The sequence below is a fragment of the Gracilibacillus massiliensis genome, from assembly GCF_001458115.1.
GTDB lineage: Bacteria > Bacillota > Bacilli > Bacillales > Amphibacillaceae > Gracilibacillus > Gracilibacillus massiliensis.
In genome coordinates, this window is record NZ_CZRP01000013.1 from 295,160 (window position 1) to 313,760 (window position 18,601).

At 32.8% G+C, this 18,601-nt stretch carries 28 protein-coding genes and 1 pseudogene; 12 read left to right on the top strand and 17 right to left on the bottom strand.

The genetic code is table 11. From position 1 onward, the window contains the following. Positions 1-18 precede the first annotated feature (18 nt). The 13 genes and pseudogenes from BN3107_RS13770 to BN3107_RS13825 all read right to left on the bottom strand — a co-directional run bounded on the left by BN3107_RS13770 (position 19) and on the right by BN3107_RS13825 (position 7,616). Positions 19-411, bottom strand: a complete 393-nt coding sequence (locus tag BN3107_RS13770) for a hypothetical protein (protein WP_058308223.1) — start codon at positions 409-411, stop codon at positions 19-21. Positions 412-650: 239 nt separating this feature from the next. Next, the gene (locus BN3107_RS13775) at positions 651-1,523 is read right to left on the bottom strand and encodes an AraC family transcriptional regulator (RefSeq protein ID WP_058308224.1); all 873 of its coding nucleotides are present in this window, start codon (positions 1,521-1,523) and stop codon (positions 651-653) included. A 135-nt stretch (positions 1,524-1,658) separates the two neighbouring features. After that, positions 1,659-2,237 (bottom strand): annotated as a pseudogene (locus BN3107_RS13780) (class I SAM-dependent methyltransferase); the annotation flags it as partial. Positions 2,238-2,258: 21 nt separating this feature from the next. Further along, positions 2,259-2,393 (bottom strand): hypothetical protein, encoded by a 135-nt coding sequence (locus tag BN3107_RS20230; RefSeq protein WP_262359962.1) that lies wholly within the window; start codon positions 2,391-2,393, stop codon positions 2,259-2,261. Positions 2,394-2,423: 30 nt separating this feature from the next. Next, positions 2,424-2,975: a GNAT family N-acetyltransferase gene (locus BN3107_RS13785; RefSeq protein WP_058308226.1), complete on the bottom strand. Its 552-nt coding sequence runs from the start codon at positions 2,973-2,975 to the stop codon at positions 2,424-2,426. A 64-nt stretch (positions 2,976-3,039) separates the two neighbouring features. Further along, positions 3,040-3,420 (bottom strand): hypothetical protein, encoded by a 381-nt coding sequence (locus tag BN3107_RS13790; RefSeq protein WP_058308227.1) that lies wholly within the window; start codon positions 3,418-3,420, stop codon positions 3,040-3,042. Then, positions 3,413-3,826 carry a DUF4181 domain-containing protein gene (locus tag BN3107_RS13795; RefSeq protein ID WP_058308228.1) on the bottom strand — a complete coding sequence of 138 codons (414 nt, stop codon included), beginning with the start codon at positions 3,824-3,826 and terminating at the stop codon, positions 3,413-3,415. The genes BN3107_RS13790 and BN3107_RS13795 overlap by 8 nt, the downstream gene beginning before the upstream one ends. Before the next feature lie 67 nt (positions 3,827-3,893). After that, on the bottom strand, positions 3,894-4,316 hold the full coding sequence (locus tag BN3107_RS13800; protein ID WP_231735331.1) for a GNAT family N-acetyltransferase: 423 nt from the start codon (positions 4,314-4,316) through the stop codon (positions 3,894-3,896). 14 nt (positions 4,317-4,330) lie between these two features. After that, complete coding sequence (locus BN3107_RS13805) at positions 4,331-4,762, bottom strand: DUF4181 domain-containing protein (RefSeq protein ID WP_187371033.1); 432 nt, start codon at positions 4,760-4,762, stop codon at positions 4,331-4,333. A 23-nt stretch (positions 4,763-4,785) separates the two neighbouring features. Then, positions 4,786-5,340, bottom strand: coding sequence for an ATP-binding protein (locus BN3107_RS13810; protein ID WP_058308231.1), 555 nt, complete (start codon positions 5,338-5,340; stop codon positions 4,786-4,788). A gap of 26 nt (positions 5,341-5,366) precedes the next feature. Continuing rightward, positions 5,367-6,125, bottom strand: coding sequence for a GNAT family N-acetyltransferase (locus BN3107_RS13815; RefSeq protein WP_082631317.1), 759 nt, complete (start codon positions 6,123-6,125; stop codon positions 5,367-5,369). Then, positions 6,112-6,834, bottom strand: a complete 723-nt coding sequence (locus BN3107_RS13820; protein WP_058308232.1) for a methyltransferase domain-containing protein — start codon at positions 6,832-6,834, stop codon at positions 6,112-6,114. Before BN3107_RS13820 ends, BN3107_RS13815 begins: the two co-directional genes overlap by 14 nt. A 20-nt stretch (positions 6,835-6,854) precedes the next feature. Beyond that, a complete protein-coding gene (locus BN3107_RS13825; protein ID WP_058308233.1) occupies positions 6,855-7,616 on the bottom strand; it encodes a class I SAM-dependent methyltransferase in 762 nt (253 codons plus the stop codon). A 363-nt stretch (positions 7,617-7,979) separates the two neighbouring features. Here BN3107_RS13825 and BN3107_RS13830 point away from each other — a divergent pair, with 363 nt between their 5' ends. From BN3107_RS13830 to BN3107_RS13875, 10 genes are all read left to right on the top strand, one after another. Then, a complete protein-coding gene (locus BN3107_RS13830; protein ID WP_058308234.1) occupies positions 7,980-8,234 on the top strand; it encodes a hypothetical protein in 255 nt (84 codons plus the stop codon). Between the two features lie 60 nt (positions 8,235-8,294). Continuing rightward, on the top strand, positions 8,295-8,606 hold the full coding sequence (locus tag BN3107_RS13835; protein WP_058308235.1) for a hypothetical protein: 312 nt from the start codon (positions 8,295-8,297) through the stop codon (positions 8,604-8,606). Between the two features lie 98 nt (positions 8,607-8,704). Further along, positions 8,705-9,301 (top strand): hypothetical protein, encoded by a 597-nt coding sequence (locus BN3107_RS13840; RefSeq protein ID WP_058308236.1) that lies wholly within the window; start codon positions 8,705-8,707, stop codon positions 9,299-9,301. A 453-nt stretch (positions 9,302-9,754) separates the two neighbouring features. Beyond that, positions 9,755-10,213, top strand: coding sequence for a GNAT family N-acetyltransferase (locus BN3107_RS13845; RefSeq protein ID WP_082631318.1), 459 nt, complete (start codon positions 9,755-9,757; stop codon positions 10,211-10,213). Positions 10,214-10,261: 48 nt separating this feature from the next. Beyond that, positions 10,262-10,765 (top strand): MepB family protein, encoded by a 504-nt coding sequence (locus BN3107_RS13850; protein WP_058308237.1) that lies wholly within the window; start codon positions 10,262-10,264, stop codon positions 10,763-10,765. 55 nt (positions 10,766-10,820) lie between these two features. Beyond that, positions 10,821-11,216: a hypothetical protein gene (locus BN3107_RS13855; RefSeq protein WP_058308238.1), complete on the top strand. Its 396-nt coding sequence runs from the start codon at positions 10,821-10,823 to the stop codon at positions 11,214-11,216. Positions 11,217-11,293: 77 nt separating this feature from the next. After that, positions 11,294-11,854, top strand: coding sequence for a GNAT family N-acetyltransferase (locus BN3107_RS13860; protein ID WP_058308239.1), 561 nt, complete (start codon positions 11,294-11,296; stop codon positions 11,852-11,854). Positions 11,855-11,930: 76 nt separating this feature from the next. Next, positions 11,931-12,353, top strand: coding sequence for an NUDIX hydrolase (locus tag BN3107_RS13865; protein WP_058308240.1), 423 nt, complete (start codon positions 11,931-11,933; stop codon positions 12,351-12,353). A 120-nt stretch (positions 12,354-12,473) separates the two neighbouring features. Further along, positions 12,474-13,052, top strand: coding sequence for a GNAT family N-acetyltransferase (locus tag BN3107_RS13870; RefSeq protein ID WP_058308241.1), 579 nt, complete (start codon positions 12,474-12,476; stop codon positions 13,050-13,052). A gap of 20 nt (positions 13,053-13,072) precedes the next feature. Beyond that, on the top strand, positions 13,073-13,525 hold the full coding sequence (locus BN3107_RS13875; RefSeq protein WP_058308242.1) for a GNAT family N-acetyltransferase: 453 nt from the start codon (positions 13,073-13,075) through the stop codon (positions 13,523-13,525). Positions 13,526-13,686: 161 nt separating this feature from the next. On the opposite strand, the gene BN3107_RS13880 is transcribed toward BN3107_RS13875, so the two are convergent. Then, positions 13,687-14,133, bottom strand: a complete 447-nt coding sequence (locus tag BN3107_RS13880) for an AraC family transcriptional regulator (RefSeq protein WP_058308243.1) — start codon at positions 14,131-14,133, stop codon at positions 13,687-13,689. 170 nt (positions 14,134-14,303) lie between these two features. On the opposite strand from BN3107_RS13880, the gene BN3107_RS13885 reads away from it, so the two are divergent. Continuing rightward, entirely contained in the window at positions 14,304-14,861 is a 558-nt protein-coding gene (locus BN3107_RS13885; RefSeq protein WP_058309249.1) for a histidine phosphatase family protein, read from the top strand. Positions 14,862-14,948: 87 nt separating this feature from the next. Here BN3107_RS13885 and BN3107_RS13890 read toward each other — a convergent pair whose 3' ends face one another. From BN3107_RS13890 to BN3107_RS13900, 3 genes are all read right to left on the bottom strand, one after another. Continuing rightward, the gene (locus BN3107_RS13890) at positions 14,949-15,887 is read right to left on the bottom strand and encodes a hypothetical protein (protein WP_058308244.1); all 939 of its coding nucleotides are present in this window, start codon (positions 15,885-15,887) and stop codon (positions 14,949-14,951) included. 36 nt (positions 15,888-15,923) lie between these two features. Then, positions 15,924-17,072, bottom strand: a complete 1,149-nt coding sequence (locus BN3107_RS13895) for a M48 family metalloprotease (RefSeq protein WP_058308245.1) — start codon at positions 17,070-17,072, stop codon at positions 15,924-15,926. A 113-nt stretch (positions 17,073-17,185) separates the two neighbouring features. Further along, complete coding sequence (locus BN3107_RS13900) at positions 17,186-18,181, bottom strand: lipoate--protein ligase (protein WP_058308246.1); 996 nt, start codon at positions 18,179-18,181, stop codon at positions 17,186-17,188. Positions 18,182-18,340: 159 nt separating this feature from the next. On the opposite strand from BN3107_RS13900, the gene yhfH reads away from it, so the two are divergent. Further along, the gene (gene yhfH / locus BN3107_RS19460) at positions 18,341-18,469 is read left to right on the top strand and encodes a protein YhfH (protein ID WP_077065130.1); all 129 of its coding nucleotides are present in this window, start codon (positions 18,341-18,343) and stop codon (positions 18,467-18,469) included. The last annotated feature ends 132 nt before the right edge of the window (positions 18,470-18,601 follow it).

An 18,601-nucleotide genomic window follows, 5' to 3' on the forward strand; every position in this document is an offset into this window, starting at 1 on the left:
TTCTTAAAAACACCGGCATCATTGTTTATAACTGTTATACCAAGCTCTTCCTGTCTCCCAATTATCAATTGGATTTAAACTACCTAAGATTTCAGTACATGCTAGAGCCATCACGTACTCCCTTAACCCATCTGTTGAAGTTTTTTTGAATTCGCTCAAAAAATAACCCAATGCTAATTCTCCTTGTCCTACGATATAAGCAAATTCCTCGGGATGTGCTTTAACATAATCATTAGGATTAGACGTCGCTGATGGTGAGCCAATTATTTTAGTTAATGCATGCTCAATTTCTTGCTCGTTTTGCTGGTTTGTACCCTCCTCACCCGCCACCTTGTCATCTTTCATTTCAGCAAAACTACAAGAGGTAAGAAATAAAAGGGATACTATAATAATAGTGCTTAACCGTTTCATAAAATCCTCCTAACTGTAAAAGTTCTCATGAATAGTTAATTTTATGGCTAAACCACTTGAAGATTATCTAAAAATACAAAGCCACCATTTTTAGTTTTAGACGATAACGCTCTTTGTTTGGTTACACATATTTTTCCTTGCTCATCACGACTTTTTAATAATTAAATAAAGTAGTTCAATCTATGTTGTGCTCCTTAGATGAACTACTTTATAATTCTCAATCCAGTTATTCAGATAATTTATTTCTTCTCTACCGGTATCCATATCTCAATTCTAAAATTGTGTGAATCAAAATCATTGTTTTCATTCCATAATATTTCTGGTCCTTCTGTAAGTTGATAATTGATGGAAGGAAACCATTCAGAATAAATTCTGCCCCAAGCTTGTTGTAACGTTTCTGGGAATGGCCCGACTACTTCAAATACCGCCCAAGTTGATGCAGCTACTTTAAAGGAAGTCCAATTATGAGGTGCCTCTTTTGTCGTCGCTACCCCGATATAATGATCAAACTCACCTTTTTCCTCCATCCGGCCTTCAGAAAAATTAGTGGATGCCTGAATCAATCCTTTTGGGGTAGTGTTCGATAAGTCTTTCAATTGTTTAACTTTTTCTACATTTAGAGACTTCCACATTTCAGTAATCTCAGAATTTTCCCCTTCAAAAACAATCGGCACTCTTTTCATTAAGCCAACTATATGAAAGGCTTCTTTTTCTTCAATTCGATAATTCATCTCATGTCCTCCTTCAATTGTTAGTTGGAAGGTCATTTTAGGATAGGATTTGAGCTTTGCACCTTTAGTTCTCGCTTCCGTGGGTGTAATACCATGTAGCATCTGAAACGCTCGTGTAAAAGAATCCGGTGATTGATAGCCATATTTAATAGCAATATCAATCACTTTTATTTTGTCATTGTTCAGTTCAAATGCTGCTAATGTTAGTCTTCTGCGACGAATATATTCCGACAATGTGACACCTGCAAGAAATGAAAACATTCGTTTAAAATGATACTCGGAACAAAGTGCTATTCTTGCTACTTCTTTAAAATCAATGTTATTCGTCAAGTTTTCTTCGATATAATTCATAGCTCGATTCATTTCTTTTAAGCCTTCCATTTTCTGACCTCCTCTATAAACAACAATAGCAGGTATTAAAGATGATCATCCGATAATTTGTGTACAGAGATGTCGGGGTGTCTGCATTAATAAGGAAAGCACGTATCTTTGATTCCGCGCTTTTCACTTGAACTATTATTTAGTGCCACCAAAAACCGCAAATACACCATACTTATAAAAACAATCCACATCCTTAAAACCAACGTTTTCCAACATACTTAATTGAGTGGAGAGTTTACTAGGTTTGTTTTCGTCTTTATCTTTATAGCTGTTTGGTGTATGATCGTATTTTCCAATTTTATCTTGACTGCCATGATCTTTTAGGTTGTTATTAATCCAGTCTACCCATAATTGGAATTGATACTTTTCAGATAAGCTTGAATTTGGTAAAACAGGATCTATGTTTATAAATAAGCCATTACTTTTCAATGCCTTGTACATCTTATTATATAATTGTTCTTTTTCCGTATGATCCAAGTGATGAATTGCATTCGAAGAACAAATAAAATCATATGTAGAGGCTTCCACAGGTTCATCAATAAAACTCTCAAAAGTTTGGTGAATATATTCGAAGTTATCACCACTTAAACTTTCTTTTGCTTTTTCCAGCATAATATCTGAACCATCTAGCAAATCATAATTATTAGATGGGTAATGTTTTGATAAATTATGAGTTAAAATACCTGAGCCACAACCAAAATCTAATATTCTTAGATTTTTATAACTTTCAAAATGCTAAGAAAAAATATTAAGTAAAATGGATATTGTCGTTTCTCTTTCAACTAGTATCACATTAGATAAATCATTAACATATTGCTCTATGTAGTCGCGATTTTGATCTTGAATCCATTTATTTGATTCATTTTCCATACTGAACACACCTTCCACTTTGAATATTACTTAAGACTCTTTTAACCAGTTTAAAAATATCTCTTTCTCTATAACATTTAATATACAGGCTTCTTTTACTTCTGCTTCTAACTTTTGTTGTTCGTATTGAAACTCATTTCCCACGTTAATTCGTGCATACGGAAGTTTTTCTTGAGAACGTTGAGACCGCTTATTTGAAACTTTAGCACCAGCAAAAACATTCTCTAATTTTAATACTTCAAAAGCATAGATAAGGATTTCCTTTTTTGCTGCTTGATTATAGCCCTTACCCCAATAAGCTTGACCAATCCATGTACCAATATGACAAGTTCTATTTAAAGCATCGATGTCTTTTAAAGTTATAACGCCAATTAACTCGTTCTTTTGATTTACGATTACTCTGGAGTATTGCTTTCCTAGCTTTTCTTGTTCCAGAATAAAATGAATGAAATTGATCGTACCTAACACCGATGTCTGTTCATCACTTAGGCCTAAAGTATTTTTAATAGCTGAATCAGAAGAAAGCCTGGAGATGGATCTTGCATATTTAGTGTGATGGGGAACTAATAATACACCACTCATTTCAAGTTATCCCCTCTCAATTAAATGTGAACTTCCCACTTACGTACATACACTGCATTACCGGTTATCTATTAACTACCTCAAATGTTTCTTCCTGATCTAACCACTCAACCTTTACTTCTATCAGATTAACACCCTCTAAATCCTTTTGAGAGATCACTGTGTCAAAACTTTTTTCTGATGGTGCATTTCCTTCAAAATTGATCTCTTGCTTATGATGAGTTGTTCCGAATTCAGCGGTGTGAATGATTTGTTCCATCGAGGCAAGATCTTCTAACTTACCTTTATATGTGATCACTAAATCATAAAACTCTTTTGAGTCTCCATGCACAATTTCTAATTTACCTTTCCAATGTTCACTTTCACCTTCAAATACTTCTTTTTCAGGAAAAGTGCAACCGACTGAAAAAACTAATAGTAGAATCATAGATGCTATTTTATCCAAATAATCCCCACCCATTAGTTAATAATAAAGTGCTTAGTAATATTAGGCTAAACGCAAGTTGACTGATCGTGAAAATTGCTTCATTTTTATTTTCTTTGTATTTCCATTCCATAATAGCTCGAGCCAATTCTGATACAATAACAAACGCTATGGAGATAGCAAATAATTCTTCACCCCAGTCTCCTTCATGAGGATAATAAGCAACATTTAAGGCAAAAAGAAATAACAATATTAAACAAAATATAATGCGAATTGTCCAATCCACCCACTCGTGTTTTTTATTCACATAACTATTAGAAAGAATTTTTCTTTTTTCTACTTGCAGCCTCTTCCTCATCATAATTTCGAATGTTTTCTGAAAAAGGACAAAAAAGAATAATAATATTATGAGCTTAAACCAGAACATTGAATCAATTTGATAAATAAAACTTCATCCTTTCGTCGTTTAAGTGATTAAAACATATAATGTTGTGTTAATTCTCAACATACCGAATAAATTTTTGCATACCAGGAGCATCTGGTAATCGTTCTTTAAAGTCAAACCGTTTATAGAAATCCTTTTTCCCTTTTGCACAAGATAGTTGTATCCATTTTATGCCCCTGGATGTGCATTTTTCAATAAGTAAAGACATAATTTTTGATCCAATACCCTTCCCTTGATAGATCGGATGCACGATCATATCTACAATGAATGTTTGATATACACCGTCTGAAATAATGCGACCAAATCCTATTAATGTTTCGTTTTTATATATGGAAATTAAGTACCAACTGTTAGTGATTGCAGTGAATAGATCTTCTTTGCTATAGGTATTATTTGAGTTCCATCCTGTTGTCTCATATAGTAAATAGAATTCTTCTTTATTTGGGACAGTAGATTTATAGATTAATTCCACTTGGTCTCCTCCTTTTAAAATAATCCCCATGCATTAGTGATGATAAAAGAAATGATGAAAGCAATGACTAGAAATAAACGGCTTAATATATAGATAGCGACATTTCTATTTCCAATATATTTCCACTGGATAAACGCTCTCGTGACCTGACTTACCAGTAGATATATAAATAATAAGAAAAATGGCTCTAAAAACTTAAACCTTTCAAATGGATCTCTTTCCAAGTTTATGACAAAGCCTGTGATCATAATTAATAGAAATAGGATACGAATAGACCAATATATTTGGTTATAGTCAATGTTAAACTGCTGGTTAGAGTGTAAGCTTTCCTTATTTATATTGAGCCATTTTCTCAACAAATAAGTGACAAGAAACCACAAAGCAATGATGACAGTTAAAGTGATTATAAGTTGAAGCAAAAAATATGGATACACACCGTACATCATTGACATCTCCTTGATATATTAGTTCATTTTTTGAATTTACTTCCTTGAGTTCCCAAATACTCTAAAACCCGATTCACACGCTCTTCAACTGAATAGTCACCTTCTAACCTTAATACAGGGCAAGATAAATCTTGCATCCAATGCTCATGTAATGTTTTACTTCTAACTTCCATTCCTGCGTGATCATATAGAGCCGCCCACTCCAGAAAAGCTTTTGATTGATTATATTTGCTGCCACCATATAATACTTCTTTTCCGTATCTCTGATATTCTCTTACCTTTAACCTTTCAAGTCTTATCTCTTCTGGAATCCACAGAAACACAACTAAATCGAAGTAAGGTTTGAAGTTATCCCCCCACTTACAGACAGATCCAGATAGTATCCAATTTTCGTATTTTAATAGATCGTTATTTAGCATTTTCCTTCTTTCAGGAACTGGTCGTTGTTCTGTGAATTTGTTTATCCAGAAATAGTCATCAGTATCAAGATAAGTATGTGGTAAAGCTTTAGAAAGTGCAGAACCCAGTGTTGATGTGCCGGATCCGGATGCGCCTAAAATATGAATTTTATTTTTCATTATAGCTCCTCCGTTCTATTAAGAATTCAATCACCTTTTAATTCGATACCAATATTGATAGGCTTCTTTAAACCTAATTTTTGATAAAGGTTTCGAGCTGGATTGTTATCATTCACAACTTGAAGATAAGCATAATTCGCTCCATTACTCTTCCCCCAGTTTAAAATAGAAGTGATTAATAGTTCACCAAATCCTTTTCTTCTATACTTTTCATTCGTGACGATATCGAATAATCCTATGTAATCTTCTTCTAAAACACCTATTCCACATGCTACTGTTTCATTATTATCATTTAACAACATGACATAGCAGACTTTTGGGATAATATTCGTAAGCATTGTCTTTATGATAGTTTGAGCTGACTTGTCTATGTGATTGAACTTGCAAAAAACCATAAACCATTCATCTGATAATTTATCTTGAAATGTAATATAAGCTCTAGAAGGTACTTGTTGTATGTTATCAAGGGTAAGTATTTGTACACTAGTTAATCCAACACGATCATATTGGGCATTTTCTAGTATGTTATCTAAATCATGAGGAAAGACGTTTGAGGTTAGTTTAAAGATAACTGGTAGTTGTTTCTTTTGATAGATCTGTTCGACATTCTTTATTTTTTTAGCGACATTTTCTGTAGATGAATACAATGGATTTACCGAATTTGCTCTCTTGGCATAACCATTGGAATAACGTAAGATCCATCCATCCAAAAGGATTGTTTGGATAGATGGAAGAGCATTCATAGATAACTCCTCGATTTTTTGTATAATATTATAATTTGTCATTTTCCATTCCCTTCGAAATAATTAACATCGAATTCGCATGTATCTGGAACTCGTATGGTACTTGCACTATTTCAGTCGTACAGCCGATTTCTTCTAAATAGTGCAAGGTTTTATCAAGAGATTTGTACGTATTCCCTTCTAAATCTACTAATGGGAAAATACGAATGTGATCTTTTGTTACTCTTAGTAATTCATTTAAAGTATCGATATGAAACTGATAATTTAAGCGGTCAGCATACATAAATAAAAAGTGTGCAGATAATAGGACGTCAAAAGAGTTATCCTCAAAAGGTAGTTGAGGTAATGCAGCTGGAATATAATTTTTCTTTGCTTCTCTTCTATCATTCGTAACGTCATGTAAAGCACTTAGTCGGTGGCGCCTTAGTGACTCTATGTCTTTGAAATATTCCCATTTGTAATTATCTCGAACATTCCTCATAGTTTCCATGGCATGTTCAATATCTTGAAGACCCTTATCCTTCAACTCTTCCACATCATAATAATAGGCAATATCGCAGGCAGTAATATCGTATCCTTTTTTGTTGCCGATGGCAGTAAAGGAACATGCTCCAGCTGGACAATCCAGGATTCTTTTTCCTTTTAGAAAATCATCGGACAGAGCAAACATGTCGATATACTCATCAAAGGTTCTGCCGATATAGACGATACGATTAAGATCTAATTTTTTGTTTTCTTCAGGTATAGTCATAAACACTCACCTCGTGGCAATTAGTATTTTCTTGCAAGACAGAACATTTCAGCAAAATCATTTATAATGGTTTTCTCGAGGTTTTTATTAAGATCAAATTTCATTTTTTCTAAACCTTCTTGATAATCCTGATCACTGATGAGAGTAAGAACAGATATATCGCGATTTTCAGCTAATCTTAGGTATTCGACTACTTTTATTTCTTCCATTCTATAATGAATGTGTATTTTCACTTCGAATCCCCTTGTTTTCAGTTCATGATAAATCATATCTTTTTCCAAAAAACGTTGAGCGTCTTCAGCATAAGCAGACGGAAAATAATGATAAACCCACCATTTATGCATTTGGTGGATAGCAATATTATGCATTTTAAATACGGCTTCTTTTTTCATTATACGGTAAACCTCGTCAATGACTTGATTTTTATCAAGATAATGGTGAAAGGCGTAGTTATTTACAATGTAATCAAACTTTCCTGAATGATAGGGCATGTTTTCTGCATAGGCATGGTCAAATGTTACGTGTCCATTCTTTTCTTTAGCGATTCTCAACATTTCTTCAGCGGCATCAAGTCCAAACCACTTAATAGGGAAATCTTTTAAAAAGTGATCTTGCTTTACTAAATAATTCCCTGTTCCACATGATAAATCTAATACTTGGTATTCTTGTTGGTGGTGAGCGTTTATGTAATTTTTCAGGTCATGGTCATGTTGTATTTCATCCACTCGAAAGTGATTGTGATCATACCTGTCAGCTATTGCAGAATAATCTGTTTTTTTCATATATATGGTCCTTTCAATATAGGAATCTATTATTGAATTAATGATTTCATAAGATTATACCATTATATTCCTGTTATTCAACCCCTGTATATACTGGAAAAGTAGCCTGAATATTATCTGATTTTTCGTTTGATGAAGGAAAATAATATAGACTGAGATTTACTCTTTCTATATTTATTAATCTGTATAAAAATAATATCTGTACAAAATCTTAAGCTTAATACACAATGATCAAAGCCATTCTCAACATTTCTACAAAAAAGGATTTGTCATTTTATGTTAATATAAATGTAGCGTGAATGAAAGTTTCATCATGAGCGAATTGGCAGTTGTTTTCAGTAAAATAATTGGAGGTGAAATACTATGAAAGGAAAACTAGGTGCATTTTCAATTATTCTCTTTTTCATTGGTTTGATGTCTTACCTTGTTTCTATTTTATTTGCTAACGGTATATTTTTTATAAGTGGAGTCATTGCATCTGTAATTGGCTTTATAGCAGCATTATTTGCAGAAAAAGGTGGTCTTAAAAAGAGTGGATTAGGAGGAAATGGTGCGATCATTTTTATAACTGTGGTTTTCCCTTACTTAGTCAGAACATTATATTGGACTGGGCCTTAATTCCGTCGTAAAAAGAATGTCACTTAAAGTAACGGGTGCTTAAAAAGGTGGTAATTCATAATGACAAAAAATAGTGATAAATCAAATGTTGGATATACTTTATTCAGACCAACAGGTGTAAAACATGAATATCCAGTGGTTGATTTGCAGAATAAACAAGTGACTGGAACGGTTTCATACAAGGATAAAGTTTATATGACTGTTGTTATAGATTTGAAGAAAGATACAGTGAATATTGAAGGCAGTATTGAGGATCTAAAAGGTATATCAATGGATAAGGAATCCTACATTGAAATGTTTATAAGCCAAGCAGAGCTCTTCGTAGAAAATAATATATCTAATCCAAAGAACTACTATGAGCAATTTAAGTAATCCTTACTATTAAGAGAGGGTCACTCCCAATTTTTAGAAAGAAGTATAGCTGAAAGATATGTAAGAAAAATTAGAAACTGCTTTAAGGATGATTTCATATGATTAAACTTTCAAAAAAGAGATATTATATATTAGTTTTTTTATTATTTCTGAGCGTTTTATATGGATATAATAAGCATAGTGAGGTGAATAATCAACGAGACTATTTAAACCCACAACTAACGGAAATGTTGCATTCGTTCCAGAATGAGGCATATATCACTTCAGTCATTTTATATACTTTAAAGAGCGAAAATGAAATTCCGTATGCCCAATGGAAACAGTTAAAAAAGGGATTCAAAGTATTAGAACAGAGTAGTTATGAAATAGAAAAAATGGGTAGAGCGATACATCCAAGTCGTGCGAAAGGATTAGAAAACGCAACGAAAAATACCTCTTCTTTAATATCCAGTGATTTAGAATATATAGAAGAAAATTTCTTAGAAGAAGACTTAGATAGACTTGATATAATAACATTTCCACCAGAAGCGCAATCAAAGCTAGAACATATATATACTACGACATCAAAATGGAATGAAATATCCAGTCAATATGCTGTTTCTACCAATAGTATTAAACAAACGTATTGGGTAAAGATGATGAAAGAGATTCAAGAACCATCCATAGTATTCCAACATAAATATACAGATTTATAGTCTTGCGAAGTTGCGGGGACTTCTCTACATCTAAACGTTCTAAAAAAGGAATGGGAATCACTATTACTATTATAGGTGCAGTAATAATTACCGTCAGAGCACTTTTAAAGACTATAAAGAATTTGAACAAGATATAGATGACACAGAGGATATAAAATCTAACTTGTTTGACTTTGATGAATTGGGAGATCTACTAAGAACAAACCAAATAAAGTCACCATTATTTACAACTAATGCTTATTTTATCACAAAGGATTTTCTTGCGAATAGACTACTGAATAATAAATAACCTCATTGAACATACAAGGTATTAATTCAGGAAGGATTAACGCTGTTTATATAGAAATAATTATATTAAACGGGCAGGTATGTTAAAGAAGATAACCTACAAACATTGTATTAACATTCAAAAAAATGTATAATTATACAAAAATATAATTTGAGGTGAAGCTTTTGGTTAAAAAAAATTGGAGAAATGGAGATTATCTTATTACTATGGATAAAACTGAGTTAGAACTGGATGTTATTTATAACTTTTTGAGCAATGAATCTTACTGGTCAAAAGGAATTTCCAAAGAAGATGTTATTAAATCAATAAATAATTCATCTCTTTGTTTCGGCTTGTATTATATAAACCCATTTGATAGGAAGAAGAAACAAATAGGGTTTGCAAGGGTAATTTCCGATCTGGTTACTCATGCATATTTACAAGACGTGTTTATTCTAACTCCGTATAGAAAGAAAGGGTTGGGAAATTGGTTGCTTGATATAATTACTAATTATGAAGAATTGAATATTCGCAGACTTTTGTTAAGCACAGATGATGGACATTCATTTTATGCGAAATTTGGTTTTACCCCACTTGACAAGCCTAACTTTTTTATGCAAATAAAAGGAAAGGGTGCTATTTAATAATTAATTATAATTCATAAATAGTGAGAATTTAAGGGGGAACAGATAATGAATGAATTTTATAAGGCATTATCCTTTGTAAAAGACAAATTATATAAACCAAATCAATTTGTTTTAACAGCTATCCAAGAAGAATCTCAAAATTCAGAATATGGTGCAGGTATGTTTCAATTAAATTCAAAATCTATTAGATTCAGAGTGGCAAAGAAAACACCCAATAAAGTAGGACAGTTTGTATCCTTTTGGGAAAAGAATGATGCCAATAAAAACCAAGCTTTTTCATATGACAAAGCTACTGATTTATTGGTTATTAATACATTTGATAGTGGAAAAAGATTTGGACAATTTGTTTTTCCAAAGAATGTTCTTTTAAAACAAAATATCCTTAAAACAGATACTACAAAAGGAAAAATGGCTTTGAGAGTTTACCCTATTTGGGATCATCCCACTAACAAACAAGCTGTTGAGACACAAAAGTGGCAATTAGAATATTTTTTCGAAATTAATGGGACTAATATTTTTCACCAAGATTTACTAAAATTATATTCCTAAAACAAAGTACTTCTAAATTAGCTTATCAATTCAACTACAGAGGAAGAAATATGATATGAAAAGATTTTATATTGCATCAAGCTTTAAAAATTTTAAGACCGTTCAATTCGTTAGTAATCAGTTAAAAGATAAGGGCTATATCCAAACCTATGATTGGACCAGAAATGAAAGGGCTACCACTTTCGAGGATTTAAGGGAAATAGGCATACAAGAAAAAAATGCAGTAATGGATGCGGATTTTATAATCATCTTATTGCCAGCAGGAAAAGGAAGTCATATTGAATTAGGTATTGCACTTGGACAGAGTAAAAAGATATTTCTTTACTCACCCAATAATGAAGTGGATAATTTCGAGACTACCAGTACGTTCTATCATCTATCAGAAGTCCAAAAAATTACTGGATCAATTGAAGAATTAGTTGAAATAATCACATCATCCCAATGTTATTAATACAGGATAATTAATTCGGCAGCCCTTATTGTACCAGTGTATCACATTAATTTAATAAATCTTGAGGAGTATAGCAAATGATTGACCATAAAAAGTTTCCGAATTTTGAAACAGATAGATTATTTTTGCGAAATGTAAATAATGAGGATATTGATTTTATTTATAAGCTTTATAGTGATGATAGAGTCTGTAAATTTTTATATGATGAAGAGTTATTTACTAGTAGAAATGATGCAATAGAGTTTGTTGAGTGGAATAAAGATCCAGAAGAAAAGGGATACAATCGTTGGATATTAGTTAAAAAAGATGCTAGCCAAGAACAAATTGGAACCTGTGGATATGATAATTGGGACAGGTTAAACAATATTGCAGAAATAGGCTATGATTTATGGCACGAATATTGGGGACAAGGATATATGAAGGAAGCATTAATTAGTGTAATTGAAAGTGGATTTAATAATATGAGATTGAATAGAATTAACGCTTTTGTTGCTTTAGATAATGTCAACTCTATAAAGTTATTAGAAAAACTTGGCTTTGTTAATGAGGGAGTATATAGAGACAAGCATTTATTTAGAGGTAAGTATTATGACCATTATTCTTTTTCTTTGTTAAAAAGAGATTGGAATCAATGCTAACGTATATTTAATTTGTCAAGATATATATATCATTATGTATACGATGAAACAAGAAACATAAAAGGGGTTGTTTTCAATGAAAAGAGTAGATGTAGTATATTCGCTTATATATGATGACATTCAAGAAAGAATTTTAATGGTTAAAAATATTAAACATAATAATTGGTCGTTACCTGGTGGATCTGTTGAACCAGGAGAAACTCTATTGCAAGCAGCTGTTCGTGAAGCAAAAGAAGAGACTGGCTTAAATATCGAGATAGATCATATCCTTTCCGTAAATGAAGCCTTGATGAAAAATGATAACAATCATGCACTTTTTATCACATTCAAAGCAAGGATAATAAGCGGTGCAATTGCTATACAAGACACAGAAACAATTTCAGAGGTGAAGTGGGTAAATTTACAAACAGCTGGTGAAATGATGCCATACCATAAGAATGGCATCAGATATTTGCTTGATAAATCAGTTCCTTATGAATTCCAAGGGGTTGTTCATTAACTCTCTCTTCTAACGTATTTTTATTTGAAAAAGATATGCCCTTATAAAGTAAAACTAATCTTTATATAAGCAAAGCAAGCAGTTTAACTATTAAAACATTAAAAGTTGGGTGAATATCAGATGAATTTTATAAAGTTAGAAGGTGAAAGGATAATATTATTTCCTCTTGAAATGGCACATATTAAAGAACTATATCTAAGCGCGAAGCACCCAGAAATATGGAGTTTCTTACCTACAAAGGTTAATTCCGCGAAAGATATGGAAGAATTTGTTCGTTCAGCGATTCAAGGTAAAGAACGTGTAGAAGAGTTTCCCTATGTAGTTTTTGATAAGCACTTAGATAAAGTTGTTGGCATGACAAGATTTTTAAGAATATCCGAATCCAATAAGAACTTAAATATTGGATGGACATGGTATAGTCCAGAAGTTTGGAGAACAAAAGTTAATACCGAATGTAAATATCTATTATTAGAATATGCTTTTGAGCAGTGGCATGCAGTTCGTGTTGAATTGATTACAACTATTAACCATATCAGGTCTCAGAAAGCGATTGAGCGTATAGGAGCAAAAAAAGAGGGAGTTTTAAGGAAAAAGTATAATGGGAAAGATTATGTCTTTTACAGTATTATTGATGACGATTGGAAAGCAGTAAAAAAACTGTTATTAAGCTTATTAGAAAATGAAAAGTGTAAAAAATAAAGTAATTTTAGGAGAATATTATGATTATCCGTAAATTAACAAAAGATGGAAAGCCTCCAATGGATTTATTATTAACTGCTGACCCTTGCAAGGATATAGTAGAAAAATATTTATCAAGAGGAGAATGCTATCTAGCAGAAAGTGATACTCAAATTATTGGTGTATTTGTATTACTTCCAACTAGACCAGAAACAGTGGAGTTAGTAAATATTGCAGTAACAGAAAAGCATCATGGTAAAGGTTTAGGAAAACAACTTGTAATAGATGCGATTGAAAAGTCCAAGTCAAAAGGATACAAAACAATAGAAATCGGAACCGGAAATTCAAGCATCGAACAATTGGCACTTTACCAAAAATGCGGTTTTAGAATTGTAAATATTGATATTGATTTTTTCATTAGACACTATCCAGAAGATATTTTTGAAAACGGTATACATTGTCGGGACATGGTTCGACTGTCTCAAGATTTATAAATTTAAATGGCGTATTTCTATAATTAGATTCTACATATAATTTCTTTCAATATTACATGGATGAAAGAAGAACAAAAGTTGTCAACATTCATAAACAATTTGTTCTTCTTATTTTGTTAATATAATATTGGTTCAATCAATGATATTTTTAAAACCTTTTATCATTTTATAGGAATACAAATTTCACAATAATCGTTGCTGATCCTATCGCCAATGTATTTTTCCAAAATTGGCTTTTCATCCATTTCAAACCCGTTATTTTGTAGTGATTGAAAAATATCACTATAAGCTTCTTGAATATCAGCTGCTGTATGTTTAACTTCGTAAGTAAGATACTTTCCACCAGAAAGCCGTCTTTCAAGAACAGAATCATCCACTTTATAATCATCTGAAATTACAATGCACGCATCAAATCTACAGTTTTCAGGAAGTGTTGTTTCTGGATTATCATGTGAGATACAAAATAGAATTGCAGATTCAAGGAGATTTTTCTCTTTAGCCCATTGTTTCAAATTCTCCATAACTTTAATGTTGTCAGGACCATATTGTCCAACTCTTTGCATATAAGCAATTCGATAATTTGGAAATACTTCGACTTTAAATTTCATTATTTTTCATCCCTTCTTATCTTGTTTTTGTTTGACACATATCGAATGTAGCACGCTTTAAAAATATATACACTTTAATTTTTAAAATTTTTCAAAATTAAGTAGTATTATAGATTGCTAAAATTGAATAGCTGGGAGGATCACCTAAAAAAATGGGAGCTGATATTAACTTGACTAAGTTATATTTTGTAAGACACGCCCACTCTTTCTATACGCCTGATGAATTAGGAAGGCCTTTATCAGATAGAGGTTTTGCAGATGTCGCTATAGTAAATGAATTATTAAAAACGGAGAAAATTGACATTGTTTTATCTAGCCCTTATATGAGAGCAGTTCAAACGGTAGAAGGTGTTGCATCTCAATTAGGTAAAGAGGTTGTAATTATAGAGGAATTTAAAGAACGATTACTAACAGCAAATCCTGTTAAAGATTTTAATCAGGAAGTAGTGAAAGTATGGGAGGATTTCAATTTTTTCTTGGATGGTGGTGAGTCCAATAGGGTTGCTCAAAAACGAGGTGTAGAAGCAACTTATAACGTATTGAATAAGTACACTGATAAAAACATTGTTATCGGTACACATGGTAATATAATGGCTCTAATTATGAATCACTTCGATTCTCAGTATGATTTTTCATTTTGGAAAAATCTCGATATGCCAGATGTTTATAAATTAACTTTTGACGGTAGAGGGTTAAGGGGTGTTAATAGATTGTGGAATAGGCTTTAGTCTTGTTGGTGCTAGTTCAATAAGGCAGGACATTACCTGTTATCAAGTAATGCCCTTTCTTTTAACAATATTCAAATAGATCACTATTTACGAAGCATTATATACAATCGTTTCCCACTGCTGATCGGCTTTCTTTATCGTTTCATTTAAATTGAGATTTAGTTGTTTCAATTGACTGATTGTTTGATCTACTTTTTGATACATATCACTCACTTGTTCAGCCGATTTATTGATTTTATCCTGGACAAACCAATCCATGATTAAACCATCGAAAAAGTAATCTGCAAAAGTTAAACCACCTGAAATTTCGATGTTCGCCTTAAATGATTTTCCGATATCATTTAATTCATGGGAAAATTTTCTAAGTAAACGCTGCGCCTCATGTGTGGCACGTTCAGCATCGTCTAAATGACTGTGTTTTAAAGATGTCGAAATGATCCCGCCGCCAAGCATATCAGCCGTTCCCCAGTTTTTTGCACTATCTAATGAATCAGTTGCCGAGGATAATGCTCGTTTCACTTCTTCTCCAGCTGCAATCGCCTCTGCTACTTCTGATTTCTCATCCTGCATGACACCGAGTTGCTCTAATAAATCTAACGCCTCTTGGCCACTCTGATGATTAGAATCTAGTAAAAGGTGATATTTTTCTTCTAGTAAATTCTGATAACGGACATCAGGCTCACCTAAAGCACGAATCTGTTGATCGAGTTCACCAATATCCTCTTTGACGTCTTCAAGCGATTCCTTTGCCTCTTGATATTGTAATTGTGCTCTGACGACTTCTTGTTTTTCCTGATCGAGTTTTTCTAACTTCTTACCAGTAACCGTATAAAATAAATTGCTGATACTGATTGATTCTAACTTTTCCACATCTACCTTTTCGTCTTGCAGTCTTTGGTAGCATTCGCTTTTTTGTTTTTCTAATTTCTCTAAATCAACCGACAATTCTTTCCGTTCGTGTTTTAAACGATTGATTTTTCGTTTTTCCTCTTGAGCTTTTACGATTTTTTGATAAAATGCATCCATTTTTTCTATCACCTCTATTACTATATACGAACAGACCTATTGATTCGTTTCACGATTTTTTATTTCTTCCTCAATTCGTGCAATTCGGTCGGCAATTGGCGGGTGACTGGAACGTAAAAGTTTGATCCAGAAAGCCGGTGAAATATCTGTTTTCGATTGTTCTGCTAATTGGCGATAACTTGCTAGTGCGGGTTCCAGGTTTTCCGTTTGTTTTATTGCGTATCGATCTGCTTGTATTTCCATTTGTCGTGAGACGAACAACTGAACAGGCTGCATCACCATTAATATGATGACTGTTATAAGCAATAGCTTTGTTAATGATGGTAGTTTATAGGCATCAATCCAATTGTGTGAGAGTTTTTGAAGTACCAATAAAATGAGCAGACTTAAGACAAGATACAATCCGATTCCCCAGTAAACATGGTGATAAATATAGTGCGCAATCTCATGAGCCATAATAAATAGGATCTCGCTAGTTTGCATACCATTTACCGTTGTGTCCCACAAGACAATGCGAGCATGATCAAAAATTCCTGTCACATAAGCGTTATAGGTAGAGACCTTCTCACTTTTGTTAACGACAAAGATATCTGCATCTTCAACACCTGCCTGCGTAGTTAAATCGACTATACCCTGCTTTAGCTCGCCATTCTCTAATGAGCTAAAGTCATCAAATAACGGATCGATCAAAATCGGCTGCACAAACATAACAAATAACACAATTGGAATCGATAGTGCCCATAAAATCCATCCCCATATTGCTGGCCATTTTTTAATAACAAAACTTGTCCCTGCTACGATCACAAATAACGAAACCCAAAATAACCCCGTGCTCAACCAACCTTCGAGTAACCATGAGATAAATCCTTGAGTTCGTGTTCCTTCTCTAACACTGAGTATGTACCAGATCACTCGAAGCGGGAAGTGAATGATATAATCTAGTACGATTAAAAATGTAGTATACAGGACAAACTTATATCTCTTTTTTTCTAATCGGTTTACGAAGTTTGGATGTTTTACCAGCCATGCTAAAATAAGAAGTTGCAACGGCCACATCGCAAAAAAGAACGCATGGGACATTGCACCATATCTTGAATCACTTAAGGAGTCCAATGGATAGAGGAAATAAAAGTATAGGAAATCTACTGTTAGATATGCTATATATAAGAATAATATTTTTTTCATAAGTTTTCTCCATTTTTATTAAAGTCTCAACATCTATTATCATCATTATACATGTATCACACTATAAAATTTTTCAAAAAACCTCTTATCGCCTTTGATAAGAGGTTTGAATATTAATAAATTAATCCAAGGAAATCTTCTTTTGTAATTTTACCAAGATAGTGTGAAACGTCTAACTCACTTAATACTTCGTTTATTGCTGCTCGTTCATAACGTACCCCTTTTAATTTTTCTTCTAATTCTTTGACATCTCCCACACCAAAGAAATCACCGTAGATCGTACATTGCTCGATGATTCCTTTATGAACATCTAAGCGCACATCTACTAAACCACCATCAAACTTATGGGAATGCTGAATATTAAATTTCGGGGATTTCCCATAGTTCCAATCCCATTGTTGGTAACGTTCTTTTGATAGTTGGTGAATGTTGTCCCAATCTTGATCTGTTAACACATATTGCGGGACGTCTTCCACATTCTCTACTTCAAAAACATGTTTTAAAATATGTGCTTTTAAATCATCCATCGATAGCTTTTCTTCCATAAATTCTGAAATATTAGCTACTCGACTGCGGATTGATTTAATACCTTTTGATTTAATTTTTTCTGTTTTTACGTTTAAAGAACGTACGACATTTTCGATTTCCGAATCATACATCAACGTACCATGACTAAACATACGTCCTTTCGTAGTGAACTGGGCATTACCAGAGATTTTACGTCCATCTGCGAGAAGGTCGTTTCTACCTTTTAGTTCAGCTGGTACTCCTAATTTCTTTAAAGCTTCCACTACAGGCTCTGTGAATTTTGCAAAATTATGAAAACTGTCACCATCATCTTTTGTGATAAAGCTAAAGTTCAAGTTACCTTCATCATGATAGACAGCTCCTCCACCAGATAAGCGGCGAACTACTTTTATACCATTTTCATCGACGTAATCGGTATTAATTTCCTCTACTGTGTTTTGATTCTTTCCGATGATGATCGATGGTTGATTAATATAAAATAATAAATATGTATCTTCTTCCCCAAACTTCTTGAGCACATACTCTTCTATTGCCAAATTTATCTGTGGATCTATAATCCCTTTATTATCAATAAATTTCATCTATCAACAACACTCCTTTATATTTTTCTCATTAACTATCAGTATAAAAGATCAACGTTGATAAAACAATTTTTTGAAATTGTACTAATACAAAGTATTGATTTTTTTATTTTGTTATAATACAATATTCGTACGACACTCTTTTGGGAGGGTATCAGAATGATCAACATCTTAGAATTCTTTCGCAACATTCCCAGAAAAAAGTGTGACAAGTGCGGAAATGATATTGTAGAACAAGCAGACTGTTATCATAACACCTGTGATAACTGCAGTCATCCCGCCATTTAACCTGTTAATGTCTTTTACACCCATATCTTTCGTTTCTTTCATCCTTCTTATCCTGCTGAACAAGGATGATGAACATTCCCATCCAATTAATCGAGATATATGTGAAAGACAGACACCTGCAGCTAATTATTA

Excerpts from the sequence above, each read along its gene's own strand:
- BN3107_RS13860 (WP_058308239.1), top strand. The coding sequence starts at position 11,294 with ATGATTGACCATAAAAAGTTTCCGAATTTTGAAACAGATAGATTATTT.
- BN3107_RS13820 (WP_058308232.1), bottom strand. The coding sequence starts at position 6,834 with ATGACTATACCTGAAGAAAACAAAAAATTAGATCTTAATCGTATCGTC.
- BN3107_RS13880 (WP_058308243.1), bottom strand. The coding sequence starts at position 14,133 with ATGAAATTTAAAGTCGAAGTATTTCCAAATTATCGAATTGCTTATATG.
- BN3107_RS13805 (WP_187371033.1), bottom strand. The coding sequence starts at position 4,762 with ATGATGTACGGTGTGTATCCATATTTTTTGCTTCAACTTATAATCACT.
- BN3107_RS13815 (WP_082631317.1), bottom strand. The coding sequence starts at position 6,125 with ATGACAAATTATAATATTATACAAAAAATCGAGGAGTTATCTATGAAT.
- BN3107_RS13865 (WP_058308240.1), top strand. The coding sequence starts at position 11,931 with ATGAAAAGAGTAGATGTAGTATATTCGCTTATATATGATGACATTCAA.
- BN3107_RS13785 (WP_058308226.1), bottom strand. The coding sequence starts at position 2,975 with ATGAGTGGTGTATTATTAGTTCCCCATCACACTAAATATGCAAGATCC.
- BN3107_RS20230 (WP_262359962.1), bottom strand. The coding sequence starts at position 2,393 with ATGGAAAATGAATCAAATAAATGGATTCAAGATCAAAATCGCGACTAC.
- yhfH (WP_077065130.1), top strand. The coding sequence starts at position 18,341 with ATGATCAACATCTTAGAATTCTTTCGCAACATTCCCAGAAAAAAGTGT.
- BN3107_RS13890 (WP_058308244.1), bottom strand. The coding sequence starts at position 15,887 with ATGGATGCATTTTATCAAAAAATCGTAAAAGCTCAAGAGGAAAAACGA.
- BN3107_RS13825 (WP_058308233.1), bottom strand. The coding sequence starts at position 7,616 with ATGAAAAAAACAGATTATTCTGCAATAGCTGACAGGTATGATCACAAT.
- BN3107_RS13830 (WP_058308234.1), top strand. The coding sequence starts at position 7,980 with ATGAAAGGAAAACTAGGTGCATTTTCAATTATTCTCTTTTTCATTGGT.
- BN3107_RS13870 (WP_058308241.1), top strand. The coding sequence starts at position 12,474 with ATGAATTTTATAAAGTTAGAAGGTGAAAGGATAATATTATTTCCTCTT.
- BN3107_RS13895 (WP_058308245.1), bottom strand. The coding sequence starts at position 17,072 with ATGAAAAAAATATTATTCTTATATATAGCATATCTAACAGTAGATTTC.
- BN3107_RS13795 (WP_058308228.1), bottom strand. The coding sequence starts at position 3,826 with ATGTTCTGGTTTAAGCTCATAATATTATTATTCTTTTTTGTCCTTTTT.
- BN3107_RS13875 (WP_058308242.1), top strand. The coding sequence starts at position 13,073 with ATGATTATCCGTAAATTAACAAAAGATGGAAAGCCTCCAATGGATTTA.
- BN3107_RS13835 (WP_058308235.1), top strand. The coding sequence starts at position 8,295 with ATGACAAAAAATAGTGATAAATCAAATGTTGGATATACTTTATTCAGA.
- BN3107_RS13850 (WP_058308237.1), top strand. The coding sequence starts at position 10,262 with ATGAATGAATTTTATAAGGCATTATCCTTTGTAAAAGACAAATTATAT.
- BN3107_RS13810 (WP_058308231.1), bottom strand. The coding sequence starts at position 5,340 with ATGAAAAATAAAATTCATATTTTAGGCGCATCCGGATCCGGCACATCA.
- BN3107_RS13900 (WP_058308246.1), bottom strand. The coding sequence starts at position 18,181 with ATGAAATTTATTGATAATAAAGGGATTATAGATCCACAGATAAATTTG.
- BN3107_RS13840 (WP_058308236.1), top strand. The coding sequence starts at position 8,705 with ATGATTAAACTTTCAAAAAAGAGATATTATATATTAGTTTTTTTATTA.
- BN3107_RS13770 (WP_058308223.1), bottom strand. The coding sequence starts at position 411 with ATGAAACGGTTAAGCACTATTATTATAGTATCCCTTTTATTTCTTACC.
- BN3107_RS13855 (WP_058308238.1), top strand. The coding sequence starts at position 10,821 with ATGAAAAGATTTTATATTGCATCAAGCTTTAAAAATTTTAAGACCGTT.
- BN3107_RS13775 (WP_058308224.1), bottom strand. The coding sequence starts at position 1,523 with ATGGAAGGCTTAAAAGAAATGAATCGAGCTATGAATTATATCGAAGAA.